The 16,056-nt window shown below is 52.5% G+C and carries 16 protein-coding genes; 5 read left to right on the forward strand and 11 right to left on the reverse strand.

The window, feature by feature from the left end:
- Positions 1–77 precede the first annotated feature (77 nt).
- The 3 genes from ACOQPM_RS04875 to ACOQPM_RS04885 all read left to right on the forward strand — a co-directional run bounded on the left by ACOQPM_RS04875 (position 78) and on the right by ACOQPM_RS04885 (position 3,455).
- A complete protein-coding gene (locus tag ACOQPM_RS04875) occupies positions 78–542 on the forward strand; it encodes a hypothetical protein (RefSeq protein WP_420628105.1) in 465 nt (154 codons plus the stop codon).
- Positions 543–631: 89 nt separating this feature from the next.
- Positions 632–1,006: a YtxH domain-containing protein gene (locus tag ACOQPM_RS04880; RefSeq protein ID WP_420628106.1), complete on the forward strand. Its 375-nt coding sequence runs from the start codon at positions 632–634 to the stop codon at positions 1,004–1,006.
- Positions 1,007–1,226: 220 nt separating this feature from the next.
- Positions 1,227–3,455 carry a RelA/SpoT family protein gene (locus ACOQPM_RS04885; protein ID WP_420628107.1) on the forward strand — a complete coding sequence of 743 codons (2,229 nt, stop codon included), beginning with the start codon at positions 1,227–1,229 and terminating at the stop codon, positions 3,453–3,455.
- A 37-nt stretch (positions 3,456–3,492) separates the two neighbouring features.
- On the opposite strand, the gene ACOQPM_RS04890 is transcribed toward ACOQPM_RS04885, so the two are convergent.
- A complete protein-coding gene (locus ACOQPM_RS04890; protein ID WP_420628108.1) occupies positions 3,493–3,720 on the reverse strand; it encodes a hypothetical protein in 228 nt (75 codons plus the stop codon).
- The gene (locus ACOQPM_RS04895; RefSeq protein WP_420628109.1) at positions 3,717–5,480 is read right to left on the reverse strand and encodes an ABC transporter ATP-binding protein; all 1,764 of its coding nucleotides are present in this window, start codon (positions 5,478–5,480) and stop codon (positions 3,717–3,719) included. The genes ACOQPM_RS04890 and ACOQPM_RS04895 overlap by 4 nt, the downstream gene beginning before the upstream one ends.
- 118 nt (positions 5,481–5,598) lie before the next feature.
- On the opposite strand from ACOQPM_RS04895, the gene ACOQPM_RS04900 reads away from it, so the two are divergent.
- Entirely contained in the window at positions 5,599–6,339 is a 741-nt protein-coding gene (locus tag ACOQPM_RS04900; protein ID WP_420628110.1) for a hypothetical protein, read from the forward strand.
- Here the strand turns inward: ACOQPM_RS04900 and thpR are convergent.
- Entirely contained in the window at positions 6,323–6,889 is a 567-nt protein-coding gene (gene thpR / locus ACOQPM_RS04905) for an RNA 2',3'-cyclic phosphodiesterase (protein ID WP_420628111.1), read from the reverse strand. The two genes, ACOQPM_RS04900 and thpR, sit on opposite strands and share 17 nt — an antisense overlap.
- Before the next feature lie 155 nt (positions 6,890–7,044).
- Between thpR and ACOQPM_RS04910 the strand changes: the two genes are divergently transcribed.
- Positions 7,045–7,713, forward strand: coding sequence for a sensor domain-containing protein (locus tag ACOQPM_RS04910; protein ID WP_420628112.1), 669 nt, complete (start codon positions 7,045–7,047; stop codon positions 7,711–7,713).
- Between the two features lie 100 nt (positions 7,714–7,813).
- Here the strand turns inward: ACOQPM_RS04910 and ACOQPM_RS04915 are convergent, their stop codons facing one another.
- The 8 genes from ACOQPM_RS04915 to ACOQPM_RS04950 form a co-directional block, all read right to left on the reverse strand.
- Positions 7,814–8,995, reverse strand: coding sequence for an acetyl-CoA C-acyltransferase (locus ACOQPM_RS04915; RefSeq protein WP_420628113.1), 1,182 nt, complete (start codon positions 8,993–8,995; stop codon positions 7,814–7,816).
- Between the two features lie 11 nt (positions 8,996–9,006).
- A complete protein-coding gene (locus tag ACOQPM_RS04920; protein WP_420628114.1) occupies positions 9,007–11,391 on the reverse strand; it encodes a 3-hydroxyacyl-CoA dehydrogenase/enoyl-CoA hydratase family protein in 2,385 nt (794 codons plus the stop codon).
- A 44-nt stretch (positions 11,392–11,435) separates the two neighbouring features.
- Positions 11,436–11,693: a type II toxin-antitoxin system mRNA interferase toxin, RelE/StbE family gene (locus tag ACOQPM_RS04925; RefSeq protein WP_420628115.1), complete on the reverse strand. Its 258-nt coding sequence runs from the start codon at positions 11,691–11,693 to the stop codon at positions 11,436–11,438.
- Positions 11,690–11,950 (reverse strand): type II toxin-antitoxin system prevent-host-death family antitoxin, encoded by a 261-nt coding sequence (locus ACOQPM_RS04930; RefSeq protein ID WP_420628116.1) that lies wholly within the window; start codon positions 11,948–11,950, stop codon positions 11,690–11,692. Before ACOQPM_RS04930 ends, ACOQPM_RS04925 begins: the two co-directional genes overlap by 4 nt.
- Before the next feature lie 96 nt (positions 11,951–12,046).
- A complete protein-coding gene (locus tag ACOQPM_RS04935; protein ID WP_420628117.1) occupies positions 12,047–13,330 on the reverse strand; it encodes an acyl-CoA dehydrogenase family protein in 1,284 nt (427 codons plus the stop codon).
- 71 nt (positions 13,331–13,401) lie between these two features.
- Complete coding sequence (locus tag ACOQPM_RS04940) at positions 13,402–14,493, reverse strand: acyl-CoA dehydrogenase family protein (protein ID WP_420628118.1); 1,092 nt, start codon at positions 14,491–14,493, stop codon at positions 13,402–13,404.
- Between the two features lie 61 nt (positions 14,494–14,554).
- On the reverse strand, positions 14,555–15,403 hold the full coding sequence (gene folP / locus ACOQPM_RS04945; protein ID WP_420628119.1) for a dihydropteroate synthase: 849 nt from the start codon (positions 15,401–15,403) through the stop codon (positions 14,555–14,557).
- A 2-nt stretch (positions 15,404–15,405) separates the two neighbouring features.
- Entirely contained in the window at positions 15,406–16,011 is a 606-nt protein-coding gene (locus ACOQPM_RS04950) for a TetR/AcrR family transcriptional regulator (protein WP_420628120.1), read from the reverse strand.
- Between the last annotated feature and the right edge of the window lie 45 nt (positions 16,012–16,056).

Consider the following 16,056-nt stretch of genomic DNA (forward strand, 5'->3'; position numbering starts at 1 on the left):
TGAAGCCGCCCCGCTTTAATGCTATACTTGCCTTTGAAGTTCCAACAAACCTTAAATCAGGAGCAAAACATCCACCCGTGGATAGTAATCTGGTAAACACAACTGGCTCAGTGCCAGAACAAAAGAAACTCATTTCTGTAAAACCTATTTACATCGCCCTCGCTGTGATACTGGTCATCGCCCTGCTTGGCGGTGCTGTATGGGGCATTATCTGGCTAGCCAGAACCCAGGCCGCCGCCATCGAGGCAGTACGAGACGTATTGCTCATCGCCCTCGCCCTGGAATCTTGTCTGTTCGGCATTGTGCTACTCTTCATGTTGCTCATGATTATCAGACTGGTAAACATGTTGGAGTTTGAAATCAAACCCATTTTAGAAAAAACAAACGAAACCGTGGGAACCATTCGCGGAACCACCACATTTGTTAGCAAAAACGTTGTCAAGCCGGTCACCGAAGCGCGTGTTCATGTAGCAGGCATTCGGCGAGCCATTAAAACTTTGTTTGGCAACCCCCGCGACAATATTGACAACGCACCGCATTAGCATGGATGAAAATCAGCAGATTTCGCAGATTCGACAGATTATTCTCTGTGCTCTCTGTGGTGAAGCTATTTTCGAAGGAGAGAGATTCAATGAGTGATAATTCAAATGACCTCGGCGCATTTTTAGCAGGATTTGTTATCGGCGGCCTTGTTGGTGCCGCCACAGCCATCATCTTGGCACCGCAATCGGGCCAAGACACCCGCAGTCAGATTGCCAGCAAGAGCAATGAATTACTTCAATCCGGAACTGCCCGCGTACAGCAAGTGCGGGAATCTGCCGGCAGCTACAGCCAAGATTATCTTGATCGGGCTGGCTCCGCGCTTACCAGCACCCGCCAACAGGTGAAAGATGTTGGGGGACGTGTGCAGGAACAGGCGCGGATTGTGCTGGACAAAGGAAAAGAACAGGCTACGCAGATAACCAACCGTGGTGACAATTCTGAAGCCAACGGGAGCGACGCGTAAACGGCCGTTCCCAGACAAAACAGCCTTCGTCGCAGCCACTCAAATTTCCTTACCATTCACGAAACAACTGAGTCTGTAACCGCATAACGTTTGGCTCTAGCAACAGAAGTTGCTACCCATTTGCAGACAGGCGTCTCCCAACCGGAGTCGCCTTTTTGCATGTAAAAAGCCAAAGGAAGCAGAACCCAAACATGCTTTCAATTGGCACCCAACAACCCACATGACCCAAATATCCATCATCACCCTTGATGAACTGTTGAACCAACTCCCAAACGGCCGTATTGTCCAGCAAGTAAAACGCGCCTATGAATTCGCCCGCCAAATTCATAACGGCCGTCAGCGCCAATCGGGTGAAAAATATATTGATCACGACTTAGCCGTCACCCACATCATGAACCAGCTTGGCGTAGACCCGCCTACTCTCATCGCCAGTATGCTCCACGACAGCCTGCTGCCCCACACAGGCCAAACCGTTGAAAGCATCGAAAAATATTTTGGCGAAGAGCCCGCCGCCCTTATAAAAGGGCTAGAACAACTTTACGTCTACGCCAGCGAAGCCCAATACCAAAAACACCGCGACCCCGAAGCCGACCGCAAAACATTAGAAGGCGTTCGCCGGGCTGTTTTGGCCATTATTGAAGGGGATATTCGCGTCATTCTTATTCGCTTGGCCGACTGCCTGCAAGATTTACGCAAAGCCAGCAACCTACCACCAGAACAGCGACGCATTATCGCCAACGAAGCCATGCACATTTACGCGCCGCTGGCCAACCGCCTAGGCATTTGGCAGCTTAAATGGGAGCTGGAGGATTTGGCTTTTCGCTATTTGGAACCAGAAAAGTATAAAGAAATTGCTAGTCAGCTAGCCGCCCGCCGTGCCGAACGGATGGTAAATATTGAGCAAGCAGTTGAGAAGCTAGAGCAAATTATCCGGGAACATGGAATGAAAGGCTCGGTAAACGGCCGTTCCAAGCATATTTACTCCATTTACCGCAAAATGGAGCGTAAGCGGCTCGATTTTGACCATATTTTCGATATCCAGGCATTGCGCGTCATTTTAGATCCATCGGACAAAGCCGCCTATGACCAAAAAACCAATAAGGAAAAAGAAGAGGAAGATCGCCACTTGTGCTATCAAGCCCTCGGTTTGGTACACAGCCTGTGGCAACCCATCCCCCGTGAATTTGACGATTACATCGCCGCGCCCAAAGCCAACGGGTATCAATCGCTGCATACGGCCGTCATAGACACAAAAACCGGCGAAAACTTAGAAGTACAAATCCGCACCCGCCGCATGCACAATGAAGCCGAAAAAGGAGTCGCCGCCCATTGGGCATACAAAGAAGATGGCGGCAAAGTGGCTAGCTCAGTTAAAAAGCGCATCGAAAACCTGCGCGAACTGCTGGCCAGCTTGCAAGACGAAAATTATGAAGAAGATGATGATACGCTGCTGGAAAATGAAATTCTAGCAGAGCGTATCTACGTTTTCACGCCCAACGGCGATGTCATTGATTTGCCTTCAGGATCAACTCCCATTGATTTTGCTTACGCTATCCACACCGAGGTTGGCCACCGCTGCCGAGGGGCGCGAGTGAATGGCAAGATGGTTAGTCTGGATTATGTCCTCAAATCGGGCGAGCGCGTTTCAATCCTTACCACCAACCGGGGTGGCCCCAGCCGCGACTGGATGAATGGCAGCCTGGGCTACACGGGCAGTGCCCGCACCCGCAGCAAAATCCGCCAATGGTTCCGCAACCAGGAGCGGGAGCAAAACGTGTTGCAAGGGCGCGAGGTAGTAGAGCGCGAACTACGCCGGCTGGGGCTAACCGAAACGTACACCGTCTCTGACATTGCCAAATCGCTCAAGTTTGAGGATGAGGAGCAATTTCTGGCCAAAGTGGGCTTTGGCGATATTCAAAGCCGGCAAATTAGCGGTGCGATTGCCCTCATGGAAAAAACGCTGCACCCGGATGATGAGCTACGGCCGTTGCTGCTAAAAACGCCCGCCAAAAAACAAGGTCTCACTATCACCGGCGTGGCAGGGCTGCACACCCGCATGGCCAAATGCTGCCAGCCCATCCCTCCAGAGCCAATCACAGGCTTCATCACGCGCGGCCAGGGCGTCACCATTCACCGTGCCGACTGCAAGCAGGTGCAAAACACATCGGAGCCGGAGCGGTTGATTGAGGTGGCCTGGGGGGATGATACGGCTGTTTACCCTATCCCCATCGTGCTAAAAGCATACCGCCGCCCCAACATCATTGAGGAAATTGTGGCTATCCTGCGCGGGCAAAGGATCAACACTCCCAAAACAAAAACCACTTCGGTTGGCAACATCATGACCATTTCGCTGGTGGTAGAAGTAAAAAGCCTAGAACAGCTAAACTGGCTGCTGCAAAAGCTAGAATTGCTGCCCAACGTACTTGAGGCACACAGACAACGTTGGTAAACCAGTATTCAGTAATCGGTGATCATTAATTGTCATGCTAATCTTCTGATTGGACAGTGCCCATTTCATCAAGCTGAAGGGTTTCTTCACCGTCTGGGGTTTTGAGCGTGATCTGCCGTGTTTTGAGCGCAAAGCGGAACTCCTGCATCCACTCTTCAGTGGTGTTGGCTTTGTAGACCAGGTGGCCCCAAACGGCCGTGTCATCCCGCCCTCTCAACCTCAAACTGGCATCGTGCCAGCGGCAATAATACACTAATGGTTTCATTCTTCAATTGCCTCGTACTGTTCAAAAATGCGGCGGTAAGCTGGCGAACTGCCCATGAGCTCCTCGTGGCTGCCTACCGCCTCCATGCGACCCTTCCGCATCACCACGACTTTGTCCGCCCAGCGAATCTGCGACAGCCGATGGGTGATCAAAATGGTTGTCTGGTTGGCTGCTGCCTGCACAATCGCCTGCTGAATTTGGTCTTCGGTAGCACTGTCTACCGCGCTGGTAGAATCGTCCAAAATGAGGATGCGCGGCCGCGTGAGAAAAGCCCGCGCCAGTGCCAACCGCTGTCGCTGCCCACCAGAGAGCGTCACGCCCCGCTCGCCAATCACCGTCTCGTAGCCATCCTTAAAATTGAGAATGAAGTCGTGCGCCTGGGCTGCTTTGGCTGCCTCGATAATCATTTCTCGCGAAGCATCGGGGCAGCCAAAGGCTATGTTTTCGCCAACCGTGCGCGAAAACAGGAAGATGTCTTGCTCAATAATAGAGATTTGCCGTCGCAAGGCTGCCAGGTTCCACGTTCGCACGTCAATGTCGTCTACCAGGAGACGGCCGTTTTCCACATCATAGGTTCGGTTAATCAGCTTGGCTAGCGTACTCTTACCAGCGCCCGTCTGGCCCACAACAGCTACTGTTTGGCCTGGCTCAATGGAAAAATCAATCGCTTGCAACACTGGCGCACCATCCACATAGTTAAAAGTCACATCCTCAAACGTAACCCCGCCGACGATCTCTGCCTGGTGGCCCGCTGCGTTTTCATCCAGCAGCGTTTGGGCATTCATTAGTTCCAAAATGCGCCGCGCCCCCGCCAGCCCTAAAGACACCCGTGAATAGGCCAGGAGCGAGATAAAGGTGGGAAAGCCAAACAGCGCCAGCAAGCCCATGTAGCCCACTACATCCCCTACGGCAATCTGTTCTAGATTAAAAAGATAAAGCGCGTGGGTAAAGCCAATTCCTTGCGTTACGCCCAGCAGCAGCAGCGGCAAAAACCGCGCCTCAATTTTGCCTTGTTCCACGGCCGCGTCCCGGTAGCGGGTGGCATTATTGTTGAACAAGCCAATTTCCTGCACTTCCTGTGCCGTGCCTTTTACCAGTTCAATACCATCAATCGCTTCTGCCAAACGGCCGTTTAACATCCCAAACGCCCGCCGCACCCGGTCTGCTATCCCTTGCAGCACCCGCAAATAGCGCGTCACGGCCAAAATGTAGGTCACAATAAAAAACAGTGGTGCAGCCGCTAACTGCGGGTGATAAGTCGGTGCCACCAGCAGCGGCATGATCATAAAATTAGCCGAGCCAGCCACCAAATTCACACCGGGGTTCATAAGCAAATTTACTTCATGCACATCGTTGGTAGCCCGTGCCATTGTGTCGCCAACCGGTTGAGAATCGTGGAAAGTTGTACTTTTACCCAGCAAGCTAACATACAGCTCCTCGCGCATATCCCGCTCTAGCCGTTCTCCCATCACGGCACTAGAAAAGTTGCGCCCAAGCTGCAATACAGCCCGCGTAGATTGGCTTGCAATTACCCCCAGGGCCATCCAACCAATCATTTGCAAATTGGCGGGCGTTTCCAGAGCCGCATCAAAAGCCATACCAATAAGTACAGGCACAACAGCCGCCAAAGCTGCATTGCCAAAAGCACCAGCCAACATAGCCAAAATCAACAGTTTATGATGTGAAAGATGGGACAACACCCAGCGAACGGTGGTACTTTTGTCAGTCTGTTGCGATCTATTAACGTCAAATTCACTCAAAACTTTTTCTCTATGCTTTAGGATGACTGCATATTTTATTAGCTTTTACATTGTCTAAAAACACAGCCTTGCATTCCAGCAACGACGACAACCACCCTGTTCATTTACTGGTAGTTCTATGAGCATCCAAAACTTTTTAAGTCATGAAATTTGTTGGGCAACGCCTTTGGCTCCCAAATCTGTCAAAAACCATTATCGCACACAGCAAACGTTTGAGCATCCCGCCAAATTCATTCGCCCGTCGGAAGGTAACATCGGCATGAAGCGCGTACTTATCATTGGTTCAAGTGGCTCTGGCAAATCCACGCTGGCCCGCCAGCTTGGGGCTACATTAGAGTTGCCTGTTATTCATTTGGATCGCCATTATTGGCACGCTGGCTGGGTAGGCACACCTGCCGATGAGTGGCGTAAAACGGTTTGTCGGCTGGTGCGGCGGGATGCGTGGATTATGGATGGCAATTATCGGGGAACGCTCAATATTCGTTTGCAAGCGGCTGACTCTGTGGTTTTCCTGGATTTGCCTCCCTGGATCTGTGCGCTACGTGCCATCAAGCGGCGTATTCAATACCGCAAACGCCCTCGCCCAGATATTGCTGAAGGATGCAAAGAGCCTTTATTGGATCCCCAGCTCTTCCAGTTTGTGCAACACGTACTCAACTACCCAGACCGAGCCAAACCATTTGTTATGCAGCAGCTAAACAGTAGTGCAAACGATAAGCGTATCGTGCTGCTAAAAACAACCCAGGACGTGAATAATTTCATCAATGCGCCACTGGATTTTCCAACACTGAATCTTTTGAACGGCCGTCAGCCAATCTCCTCCCCACAAATAGCCCACCTGCCTATGGAGTTGGAGTAAGCTTTGCTTCATGCTGTATCGTGTACACAGCCCCGGACGGCCGTAATTCGCTCTGCATGAGCCGCACGGCCGTTACCCCGAAAGCCACCTCATCCACTTGAACATCCCAATTGAAATCGCGCACCCGCCCCACGTCTTTTACGCGCCCCAACGTGAGATGCGGATTGAACGGCCGTTTCTCACGCATCCAGCCCAACGCCACTACCCGCTCTTCCAATTCAGCCTGCATTTTTTGTAATGGAACCAAATCGCCGGCCAGACCCGCCCACAGCACACGCGGCCGTTTCCGGTTGGGAAACGCGCCCACGTCATTTAAGCGCAGCCAAAACGGTTGGTGTCGGGCTGCAAGCTGCGTTAGTTTCTGTTGCAAAGTGGGGAGTTGGGATACGGCCGTATCCCCCAAAAAGCGCAGCGTCAGGTGCATTTGCTCCCGCCGTACCCAGCGCACCGCCCGTTTTGGCAAATTGTGGTTCAGGTAAACGACCGTTTCCGCCAACACATCTTTCACCACATCCGGCAGCTCAATCGCTACAAACAAACGAATCGTCATCTCTGCTAACCGTCCTCACTTGCTTGGCCGCGCCGCGGAATAGCCAAGTTGCCCACCGCTAAAATCTCTCTTTCCATAGAATCAAACAATTCTATCTGAAACTTATGTGCGCTCACTGCGTAATAGGGGGCAACTTGGAAAAGGAGAGTAACCAAATGAAATCCTCAACTTCACAATTAGCCGATCATTTTGCCATTTTAGGCGAAAAACAAACCTATTTTAACCTGATTTACCTGTTGCTGGCTTTCCCCCTGGGCATTGCCTACTTCGTCATTTCGGTCACGGGGCTTAGTCTTGGGATCGGGCTGCTCATTATCTGGGTGGGACTGTTCGTCTTACTGGCTTTGTTTGCAGGCTGGTGGGGCTTGGCCGCAATGGAGCGGTTGCTTGCCATCCATTTACTTGGTGAAGAGATTGCGCCAATGAATAGCCCCATCAGTAACAAAGGCAACCTATGGGAACGCACGAAGGCTCACTTCACCGACGCCGTCACCTGGAAAAGTGCCCTTTACCTGCTTCTCAAGTTCCCAGTAGGTATTGCTTCGTTCGTGGTGACGATAACGGCCGTTTCCGTCTGTGGGACATTAATCTTTGCCCCTTTCATTTACCAAACTGGCAACATTTCTGTCTTCGCCTGGCGAATTGACACCCTTTTTGAAGCCCTGCTGGCGACTGGTTTTGGCCTGCTAATTACCCCATATGCCATTCAGCTACTAAACAAGGCTGCTGAACTATCAGGGCAGTTTGCCCGCTTCATGTTGAGTAATGGCGAGCCTGTTATTAAAGAAAAAGGCCCTGAAGACCTAATCAACATGATGGTATAGCTTTTTACTTAAAAAAACGGCTCGTTAGCATAAATTGCGCCGACGAGCCGTCTTTTTTCAGAAAGGTGGCAGGCACTTTAGAAGTGCCTGTCACCTACAGTTAATTCACATTCTCAAAGATGCCAGCAGCACCCATGCCGCCACCGATGCACATCGTCACCATACCAAACTGATTGCCGCGCCGCTTCATCTCGTTGATGATTTGCACCGTTAGCTTGGCCCCGGTACAGCCCAGCGGGTGACCCAAAGCAATTGCACCACCGTTGACATTGGTTATCTCCTCATCGAGACCAAGTTCCCGAATGACGGCCACAGCTTGGGCAGCGAAGGCCTCATTCAACTCAACCAGGTCAATGTCGTCTAGGCTCATGCCCGTGCGCTTGAGCAGGCGCGGAACGGCCGAAATCGGCCCCACACCCATAATCTCCGGGCGCACCCCACCAACATTGAAACCAACAAATTTCACCAGTGGAGTCAGCCCCAACGCTTCTGCCCTGCTACGCTCCATGACTAAAACGGCCGCTGCCCCATCACTCAATGGCGAGGCATTGCCAGCCGTCACCGTGCCGCCTTGCTTAAACACTGGGCGCAGCTTGGCCAGCCCCTCCAACGTGGTGCTTGGCCGAATATGCTCATCTTTATCAAAAACGATTGTTTGCCGTTGCGATCCATCTGGCCCTACCGTCACTTCTTCAATCTCAACTGGCAAAATCTCGTCTTTGAACAGATCTTTTGCGTAAGCGGCCATGGCTCGCTGATGGCTGCGTAGCGCAAACTCATCCTGTGCTTGGCGGCTCACCTCAAACTCATCAGCCACCTGTTCGGCTGTGAGCCCCATGCCCATGTACACTTCTGGCGCATTTTCTACCATGTGCGGGTTCGGGTTCACCCGGAATCCGGTCATGGGCACCAGGCTCATCGTCTCTGCACCGCCAGCAATGATGGCATCGGCCCCATTGGCAATAATGCGTTCGGCGGCCAAGGCGATGGTTTGCAAACCGCTGGAGCAAAACCGATTAACCGTCATCCCCGGTACGTCTACTGGTAGCCCGGCGCGGAGAGCAATGGTACGGGCAAAGTTTAACCCTTGTGCCCCTTCCGGCATGGCGCAGCCCATAATCACATCATCAATCTCATTGGGGTCTAACCCCTCAGCTTGCTTCATCACCTCGGCTACAACCGCTGCTGCCATCTCGTCGGATCGCCAGTTGCGGGTGGTGCCTCGTTTTCCTTTGCCTACGGCCGTTCGGCTGGCCGCAACGATTACTGCTTCTCGTGTCATAAGAATTCTCCTTAGTTCCGCAACGGTTTTCCGGTTGTCAGCATGTGCGTCATGCGCTCGCGGGTTTTTTCTTCGCCCAGCAGGGAAAGGAACGCCTCCCGCTCCAAATCGAGGATGTACCAGGGGTCTACCCAGGTTCCGGTGCTGAGCTCACCACCGGTGAGTACATGTGCCAGTTTGTTGCTAATAAGTTGATCGTGTTTGCTAGCATAGTTGCCCCAAACGAAGCCTTGCACACCCAGTTTGAGTGCATAAAGTGCGTCACGGCCAGCTGCATAGATTTTTTCTGCTTCAGGTGGCTTGGCTCCAAGGGCTGCAAGTTGTAAAGCGCGCACCTTGGCCTGCGCCAATCGGTGATCAGCGTTCATCACAATCATGTCACTTTCGCGCAGGTAGCCTAGTTCCTTGTTTTGCCAGGCAGATTCGCCAACTTTGGCAGTAGCCACCTGGGTGAATACATCTTGCAGGACGGGCAGCACATCGGCGTTGGCGGTTTTCATGACGGGATTGATCCGGTGGCGCAGTAGCTCTTTACAACCGCCACCCGCCGGAATCAGCCCCACGCCGACTTCCACGAGACCCATGTAGCTTTCATGCGCGGCGATGGTTTCCCAACCGGCCAAAGCCATTTCTACACCGCCGCCAAGCGCCATGCCTTGAACGGTCGTTACCACTGGCTTCGGCGCGTGTTGCAGGTTAAAGGTCAGCGATTGCAGGCCGCGAATCATTTTGTTCAGATCATCCCACATGCCGCTGGCGGCTGCTACGCCTACCGCAAACAGGTTGGCACCTACACAAAAGTTATCAGCATCGTTGCCGATGACCATTGCGTCAAAATCGCTGTCTAGCCGAGCCAACGCTTCGTGACCCAGCGCAATAATCTGATCATCAATGGCGTTCATCTTGGCATGGAACTCAAACAGCAGCACGCCGTCGCCCATGTCTAGTAGGCTGGCACTGTCATTTCGTGCCACTTCTTTACTCGCCTCATGCAGTCCAGCTATGGTGATATTTTTCTCGTCAATGGGTACAGGGCTGTATTGCTTGGTTGTGAAGTCGTAGAAACGGCCGTCTACATAAAAACGCTCATGCCCAGCCGCCACCATCTCCTTCACCCAGTCGGCCACTTCCAGACCAGCCGCTTCCATCTTTTCAATGGTTTCAGCTACGCCCAGCATGTCCCAAATCTCGAATGGCCCAGCTTCGTGAGCAAAGCCCCAGCGGTTGGCGTTGTCTACATCGGCAATGGAGTGGGCAATCTCTGGCGTTACGTAGGCCGCGTAGGCCAGCATATAGTACGTGGTATCTCGCACAAAGTTGGCAGCCCGGTCATCAAATTCCAGCAGCTTCCGCAGCCGTTCACCCATATCTTCAATTTTGCGGACTGCGCCCACAGAATCAAAGCGAGCCTTCGGCGGATTGAAATATTCCATCGTGTCCGGGTTAATGGTATGGAACTCTCGCTTGCCATTTATCATGACTTTTTTGTAAAAGCCCTGGCCTGTCTTGTTGCCCAACCATTTGTTGGCGGCCATTTTTTCATTCAGCAGCGTACTCTTAGGTGCTTTCAAAATCTCACGGTAGGGATCATGGGGGATTGCCGGATAGAGATTGCTGTTGACGTGCATCATAATGTCCAGCCCTACCAAATCGGTAAGGCGGAAGGTGGCGGTTTTGGGATGCCCCACCAGCGGCCCGGTAATCGTGTCCACTTCGGTGATGGTGTAGCCATTTTCCAGCGCATACTCCGCCACGTAAGAACCGGCTATGGCAATGAAGCGGTTGGCGATGAAGTTGGGGGTATCTTTACAAACCACCACGCCTTTGCCCAGCGTCTTCCCACCAAACTGCACCATAAAGTCTAGAACCTCTGGCGCGGTGTCTGGCGTGGGGATAACCTCCAGCAGCTTGAGGTAGCGCGGTGGGTTGAAAAAGTGGGTTCCCAGAAAATGTGCTTTGAAGTCGTCGGAACGGCCGTCTGCAATCTCATTGATCGGAATGCCAGAGGTGTTGCTGCTGATGATGCTGCCCAGCTTCCGCACCGCCTCGATGCGCTCCATCAACGCCTGCTTGGGGGCTAACTGCTCAATGATCACTTCTACAATCCAGTCACAATCAGCCAGGAGGTCAAAATCATCCTCCAAATTGCCCAATGTGATGAGATCGCCTCGGTCTTTACGCGCCAAATTGGCTGGACGTGCTTTGGCCATCCGGGTATACAAACTTTGCACAATTTTGTTGCGTGCCTTTGGGTTGTTCTTTTCCTCGTCGCTAAGATTGGGGGGAACTATGTCCAGCAGCACAACCGGGATACCGATGTTAGCCAGGTGTGCCGCAATGCCCCCACCCATCGTACCGGCCCCGATAACGGCCGCTTTTCGTATCGAAAATGTCATCTATTCACTTCTCCTAATCTCTGGCAGGGTTCCCAATTGGCTAACTATTCACCATAATGGGATCGTGCCCTTTTGATGTAGATAATGCGATTTTCCTCATCAACACTGTAAACAATTCTGTCTTGATAACTGAGACGATATGAGTAATTACCAGCCAAATCACCCAAAAGCTTTTTGCCTTCGTACGGCCGTTGTGCAATCACTTCAATCAAAATCGTTTTCAACTTCTTACGTAACTTAGGTGTCAGTTTTCCAATGTCTTTTTGGGCTTGCTTGGTGATGCGTATTTGATAGTCACTCATTCTTCACCGAAAACATCGTCCATGCTGAGGGTATCGCCATCTTTAATTTCCAAATCAGCTTGTTTGATGCTTTCATATAAGCCCGGCTGAGAAAGCAATTCGACTGTTTCCAGAAGGCTCTCATATTCTTCCTCAGAAAGAAGAACCGCGCCGCCTTCTTCAGAGGCAATACGATATTGCTTGTGCTCCCGGATAGTTGCCCGTAACAAATCTAGCAACTCATTTTTTGCATTTGTGGCTGTAATTGTCTGCATCATTTCAAGCCTCCTTGCCAGTAATCAGTAAATCAGCGGTTAGTAATCAGCCTGGCGCAAGTGTACCATCACCAAGCCAAACTGATTACTGCTCACTGATTACTTCAGCTCCCTCCGCGAATAGCCCAAAATGCTCCGGGCAATGATTAGCTGGTTAATCTGCTTCGTGCCTTCGTAGATGTCGTTGATTTTGGCATCGCGCATCCATTTTTCGGCCAACCACTCGCGTGAGTAGCCCATGGGGCCGAGCAGTTCTACCGATTTCTGGGTAATCCAGGTAACGGCCTCGCCAGCGCGAAATTTACACATGCTGGCCGCCAGGCGGTTGCTCTCACCGTGCGCCATCATGCCCACAGCGCGAAGGGTGAGTAGCCAGGCACCTTTGTGTCTTGCTTCCATCTCCATCAGATCGCGTTCAACGGCCGTTAATTCATGGCGCGGTTTGGTGTAATCCAGCACAATGCCTTCTTCCGCCAATTTGTCACGGGTGAACTCCAACGCGGCGCGAGCAATGCCCACCGCGCTAGCAGCCACTGCCGGGCGCGAAGCATCGAACGTTTTCATCGCACCCTTAAACCCTTTGGTAGCGGATTTCTGCTTAGCATCCAGCGTCCCCAACATATTGTCAAACGGCAGTCGCACATTGTCAAAGTGCAGGGAAACCGTATCGCTGGCGCGGATGCCTAACTTATGCTCTTGCTTGGCAATGGAAACGCCAGGCGTGTTGCCTTCTACCACAAAGGACTTAATTCCGGCACGTCCGGCAGTGGGATCAATCGTCGCCCATACGACGCATAAGCCGTCGGACTCTTCAAGTGCCAATTTACCGTTGGTAATAAAGATTTTCTCACCGTTGAGAATCCATTCGTTGGTGTCGGGGTCGAGTACGGCCGTTGTCCGCATCGAACTGTTGTCAGAGCCAGCACCGGGTTCCGTGATGGCCATTGCCCCCCACTTGGGATCGCCCTCGGTGAACTTCTTGAGAAAGCGAAGCTGCTGCTCTGGCGTACCAGCCGCCTGCACCGCCGACCCACCGAGCATTGGATGTGGCAAACACAGATATTGGCCTGTGTCGCCCCAGCTCATTTGCTCTACCATCATGATAAAGCCCAAAATCGAGAAATCTGGCCCTTTGGGTTTGCTATGACCATTGCTGCCATTGGTTCCGTTGCTGCCATTACCGTTTACCTTTTTCTCAATGCTCCGTAGCGATGACTTCATCATCTGCTGGGCAAAAGGCCAGGTCATATTCACAAACGCCTCTGGCCGCTCGTGCTCATGCTCATCCAGTTCCCGCGAATACGGTCGCATCGCTTGTTCAGCCACCATTTTGGTCATTTGGCTTTGGTTCAAAATCATTTCAGGAATTTCAAAACTAATCATCAGTAGCTCCATTAACGATTGACAATTGACGAATCCTTTCAAATCGTCAATCTAAAATCGTAAATCATAAATTACACAATTGCCAATCCATCAAACGATACAAACCCACGCGCATTCCGCAGCCACAGTTCCACCGGGTATTCACGGATGTAGCCGTAGCCGCCCAAAATTTGCAGAGCACGGTCGGCCACCTGCACCACCACATCGTCTACCCGCTGCTTCATCAGGGCAGCGTCACGGGTCACGTCTTCGCCGCGATCCATCTGCCAGGCAGTTTCCCACACCAGCAGGCGGGCTTCGTCAATATCCGTGGCCATGTCTGCCAGCATGAAAGCGATACTTTGCTTGTGGGCAATTGGTTCGCCGAACTGGACGCGCTGCTTGGCGTAATCGAGGGCGTATTCATACCCGGCACGGGCAACGCCCACGGCCGCTGCGCCCAGCGCCACCCGGCTGTGGTTCAAAATCAAGCCAAAGTTAATGCCATCCTCACCGCCCAGTTTGTTCGCAGCCGGAATGCGACAATCTGCCAGCGTCACCAGGCTAGTGGGCAACCCTTTGATGCCCATGAGCTTGGCTTTCTTATCAATCGTCAGGCCAGGGGCGTCGGTGGGTACCAGGAACGCCTGGGTTTGGCCGTCTTCGTTAGCATAAACCAGGATGAGTTCGGCCGTTTCTGCCAGCGGAACGGCCGTTTTTGTCCCATTCAGCACGTAATCATCGCCGTCACGAACGGCCGTTGTCATGAGTTTGTACGGGTCAAATTTCACAACTGGCTCCGTGAGGGCAGCCGTCATGGCAGGCATCGCTTCATCGCAAAATTGGGGCAGGTACGCCTCTTTTTGCGCCTCGGTGCCAGTCAACATTACCGGAATGGCAACCAAATTGGGCACCATCACGTTGAGGGCAATGGCCAGGTCGCCCCAGGCCAGCTCTTCGCTGGCCAGCACGCCAGTGAGGGCAGTGTATTCGCCAAAGCCACCGTAGGCTTCTGGCAATCCGGTGGGCAAAATGCCCAATTCCCAACCTGCCTGCACCACTTCTGGAGGAATACGGCCGTCTTCCTCCGCATCCCGAAACACCTTCCGCATCCGTTCACTGGCGTAACGCGCAATCGCCTCGGTCAGCATCTGCTGCTCTTCATCTAAACGAAAATCTAACATAATTTATGCTCCCTTTCCGGGGGCTGAAGCCCCAGGCTAAAAATTTGGGGCTAACCCCCGGTTAAACTGAACGAACAAGCGCGTCTGTCATTTTTGCCAGCCGCACAATTGGTTTCACATCATGGACCCGCACCACGTCTGCCCCCCGCTCAATACCGATGGCGACGGTTGCGGCCGTACCTTCCAGCCGCTCCTCCGGCGGCAAATCGAGCGTGTAGCCAATAAATGATTTACGCGAAGTGCCTAACAAGATGGGAAATCCCATCGTTTTGAACTGATCCAGTTGGTTAACAATCTGCAAATTCTGAGCAACCGTTTTGCCAAATCCCACCCCTGGATCAAGGATAATATTGCTTTCTGACACGCCCGCTTTTATTGCAATTTCCACGCTTTCACCCAACTCTTTCTTGATGTCGCTGATGAGATCGTCGTATTCCACGCCAACATAGCGGCCACCGAGCCGTTCTTCCTGCGCCACGTTTTTTGGCTTGCTACGATTGTGCATCAGCACAACGGGGCAGTTAGCTGTGGCTACAACCTGCGCCATTTGCGAATCCATCCGAAACCCCGAGACGTCATTCACCCAATTTGCCCCCGCCGCCAAAGCAGCTTCAGCTACGTTGGCGCGGTAGGTGTCTATGGAGATTGGGAGGGAAACGGCCGTTCTCACCGCTTCAATCACCGGAATGACCCGCGCCAACTCTTCTGCCTCCGTCACGGGCGTGCTGCCGGGGCGCGTACTTTCGCCACCAATGTCAATGATGTCCGCGCCGTCGGCGGCAAATTGCTGTGCCTGGGCCACCGCAGCGGCAATTTCATCTTCCCGCTGCAAGACACCATCTCCCGAAAAGCTGTCGGGCGTGACATTTAGAATACCCATCACGTATGTCTTTTTGCCCCAATCAAACATGGTTAATTCCGCAATCCATTCAAGTAAATATCTGTTACGGCCGTACCCAACTTCTCTGGTGAATCGCTGTCAATGGGCACCCCTAGCTCAAACAGAGCGGCAAAACCCATGATGGTGGCGCTCATCATGCGGGCGGCAATAGCCGGATCCACCGGGCGCATCACGCCAGATTCAATTAAGGCCGTCAATCGCTGCTCGGTGGCAGCGATGATGCGATGCAGCGCTTCTTGCACATAATATTGATGTACGTCAGCGTTCAGGCGCGATTCATACAAAAAAAGCATGAACAGCCGCCTTTCGCGCCCGCGCCGGAAGCGATTGGCCATGAGCTGGGCGAGCATGTCCTCAAACGTCTCTCCCTGCACCGATTCAATATCGGCGGCCACTTCATCGGCATAGGCTTTGGCGACACCGATGAGAAGCTCCCGTTTGGTGGCAAAGTAGTTAAACAAAGTACCTTCGGAGACATCGGCAACTTCGGCAATCTCTTTGGCTGTCGCTTTTTCATACCCTTTGTGGCTAAAAACGTGGGCGGCGGCATCCAAAAGCTGCGCTTTGCGGGCGGCAATGCGGCGTTCACGGCGAGTAGGGAGTTTGGTTTTTAGCATAAGTTTTTCTTTTTGAGTCATCACTCAAAAATGAGTGACGACTCA

The organism is Candidatus Leptofilum sp. (genome assembly GCF_965223525.1).
Lineage (GTDB): Bacteria > Chloroflexota > Anaerolineae > Promineifilales > Promineifilaceae > Leptofilum.

Coding starts and splice junctions, on each gene's coding strand:
- ACOQPM_RS04880 (WP_420628106.1), top strand. CDS start 632: ATGAGTGATAATTCAAATGACCTCGGCGCATTTTTAGCAGGATTTGTT.
- ACOQPM_RS04915 (WP_420628113.1), bottom strand. CDS start 8,995: ATGACACGAGAAGCAGTAATCGTTGCGGCCAGCCGAACGGCCGTAGGC.
- ACOQPM_RS04900 (WP_420628110.1), top strand. CDS start 5,599: ATGAGCATCCAAAACTTTTTAAGTCATGAAATTTGTTGGGCAACGCCT.
- ACOQPM_RS04910 (WP_420628112.1), top strand. CDS start 7,045: ATGAAATCCTCAACTTCACAATTAGCCGATCATTTTGCCATTTTAGGC.
- ACOQPM_RS04890 (WP_420628108.1), bottom strand. CDS start 3,720: ATGAAACCATTAGTGTATTATTGCCGCTGGCACGATGCCAGTTTGAGG.
- ACOQPM_RS04935 (WP_420628117.1), bottom strand. CDS start 13,330: ATGATTAGTTTTGAAATTCCTGAAATGATTTTGAACCAAAGCCAAATG.
- ACOQPM_RS04950 (WP_420628120.1), bottom strand. CDS start 16,011: ATGCTAAAAACCAAACTCCCTACTCGCCGTGAACGCCGCATTGCCGCC.
- folP (WP_420628119.1), bottom strand. CDS start 15,403: ATGTTTGATTGGGGCAAAAAGACATACGTGATGGGTATTCTAAATGTC.
- ACOQPM_RS04885 (WP_420628107.1), top strand. CDS start 1,227: ATGACCCAAATATCCATCATCACCCTTGATGAACTGTTGAACCAACTC.
- ACOQPM_RS04940 (WP_420628118.1), bottom strand. CDS start 14,493: ATGTTAGATTTTCGTTTAGATGAAGAGCAGCAGATGCTGACCGAGGCG.
- ACOQPM_RS04925 (WP_420628115.1), bottom strand. CDS start 11,693: ATGAGTGACTATCAAATACGCATCACCAAGCAAGCCCAAAAAGACATT.
- ACOQPM_RS04930 (WP_420628116.1), bottom strand. CDS start 11,950: ATGATGCAGACAATTACAGCCACAAATGCAAAAAATGAGTTGCTAGAT.
- ACOQPM_RS04920 (WP_420628114.1), bottom strand. CDS start 11,391: ATGACATTTTCGATACGAAAAGCGGCCGTTATCGGGGCCGGTACGATG.
- thpR (WP_420628111.1), bottom strand. CDS start 6,889: ATGACGATTCGTTTGTTTGTAGCGATTGAGCTGCCGGATGTGGTGAAA.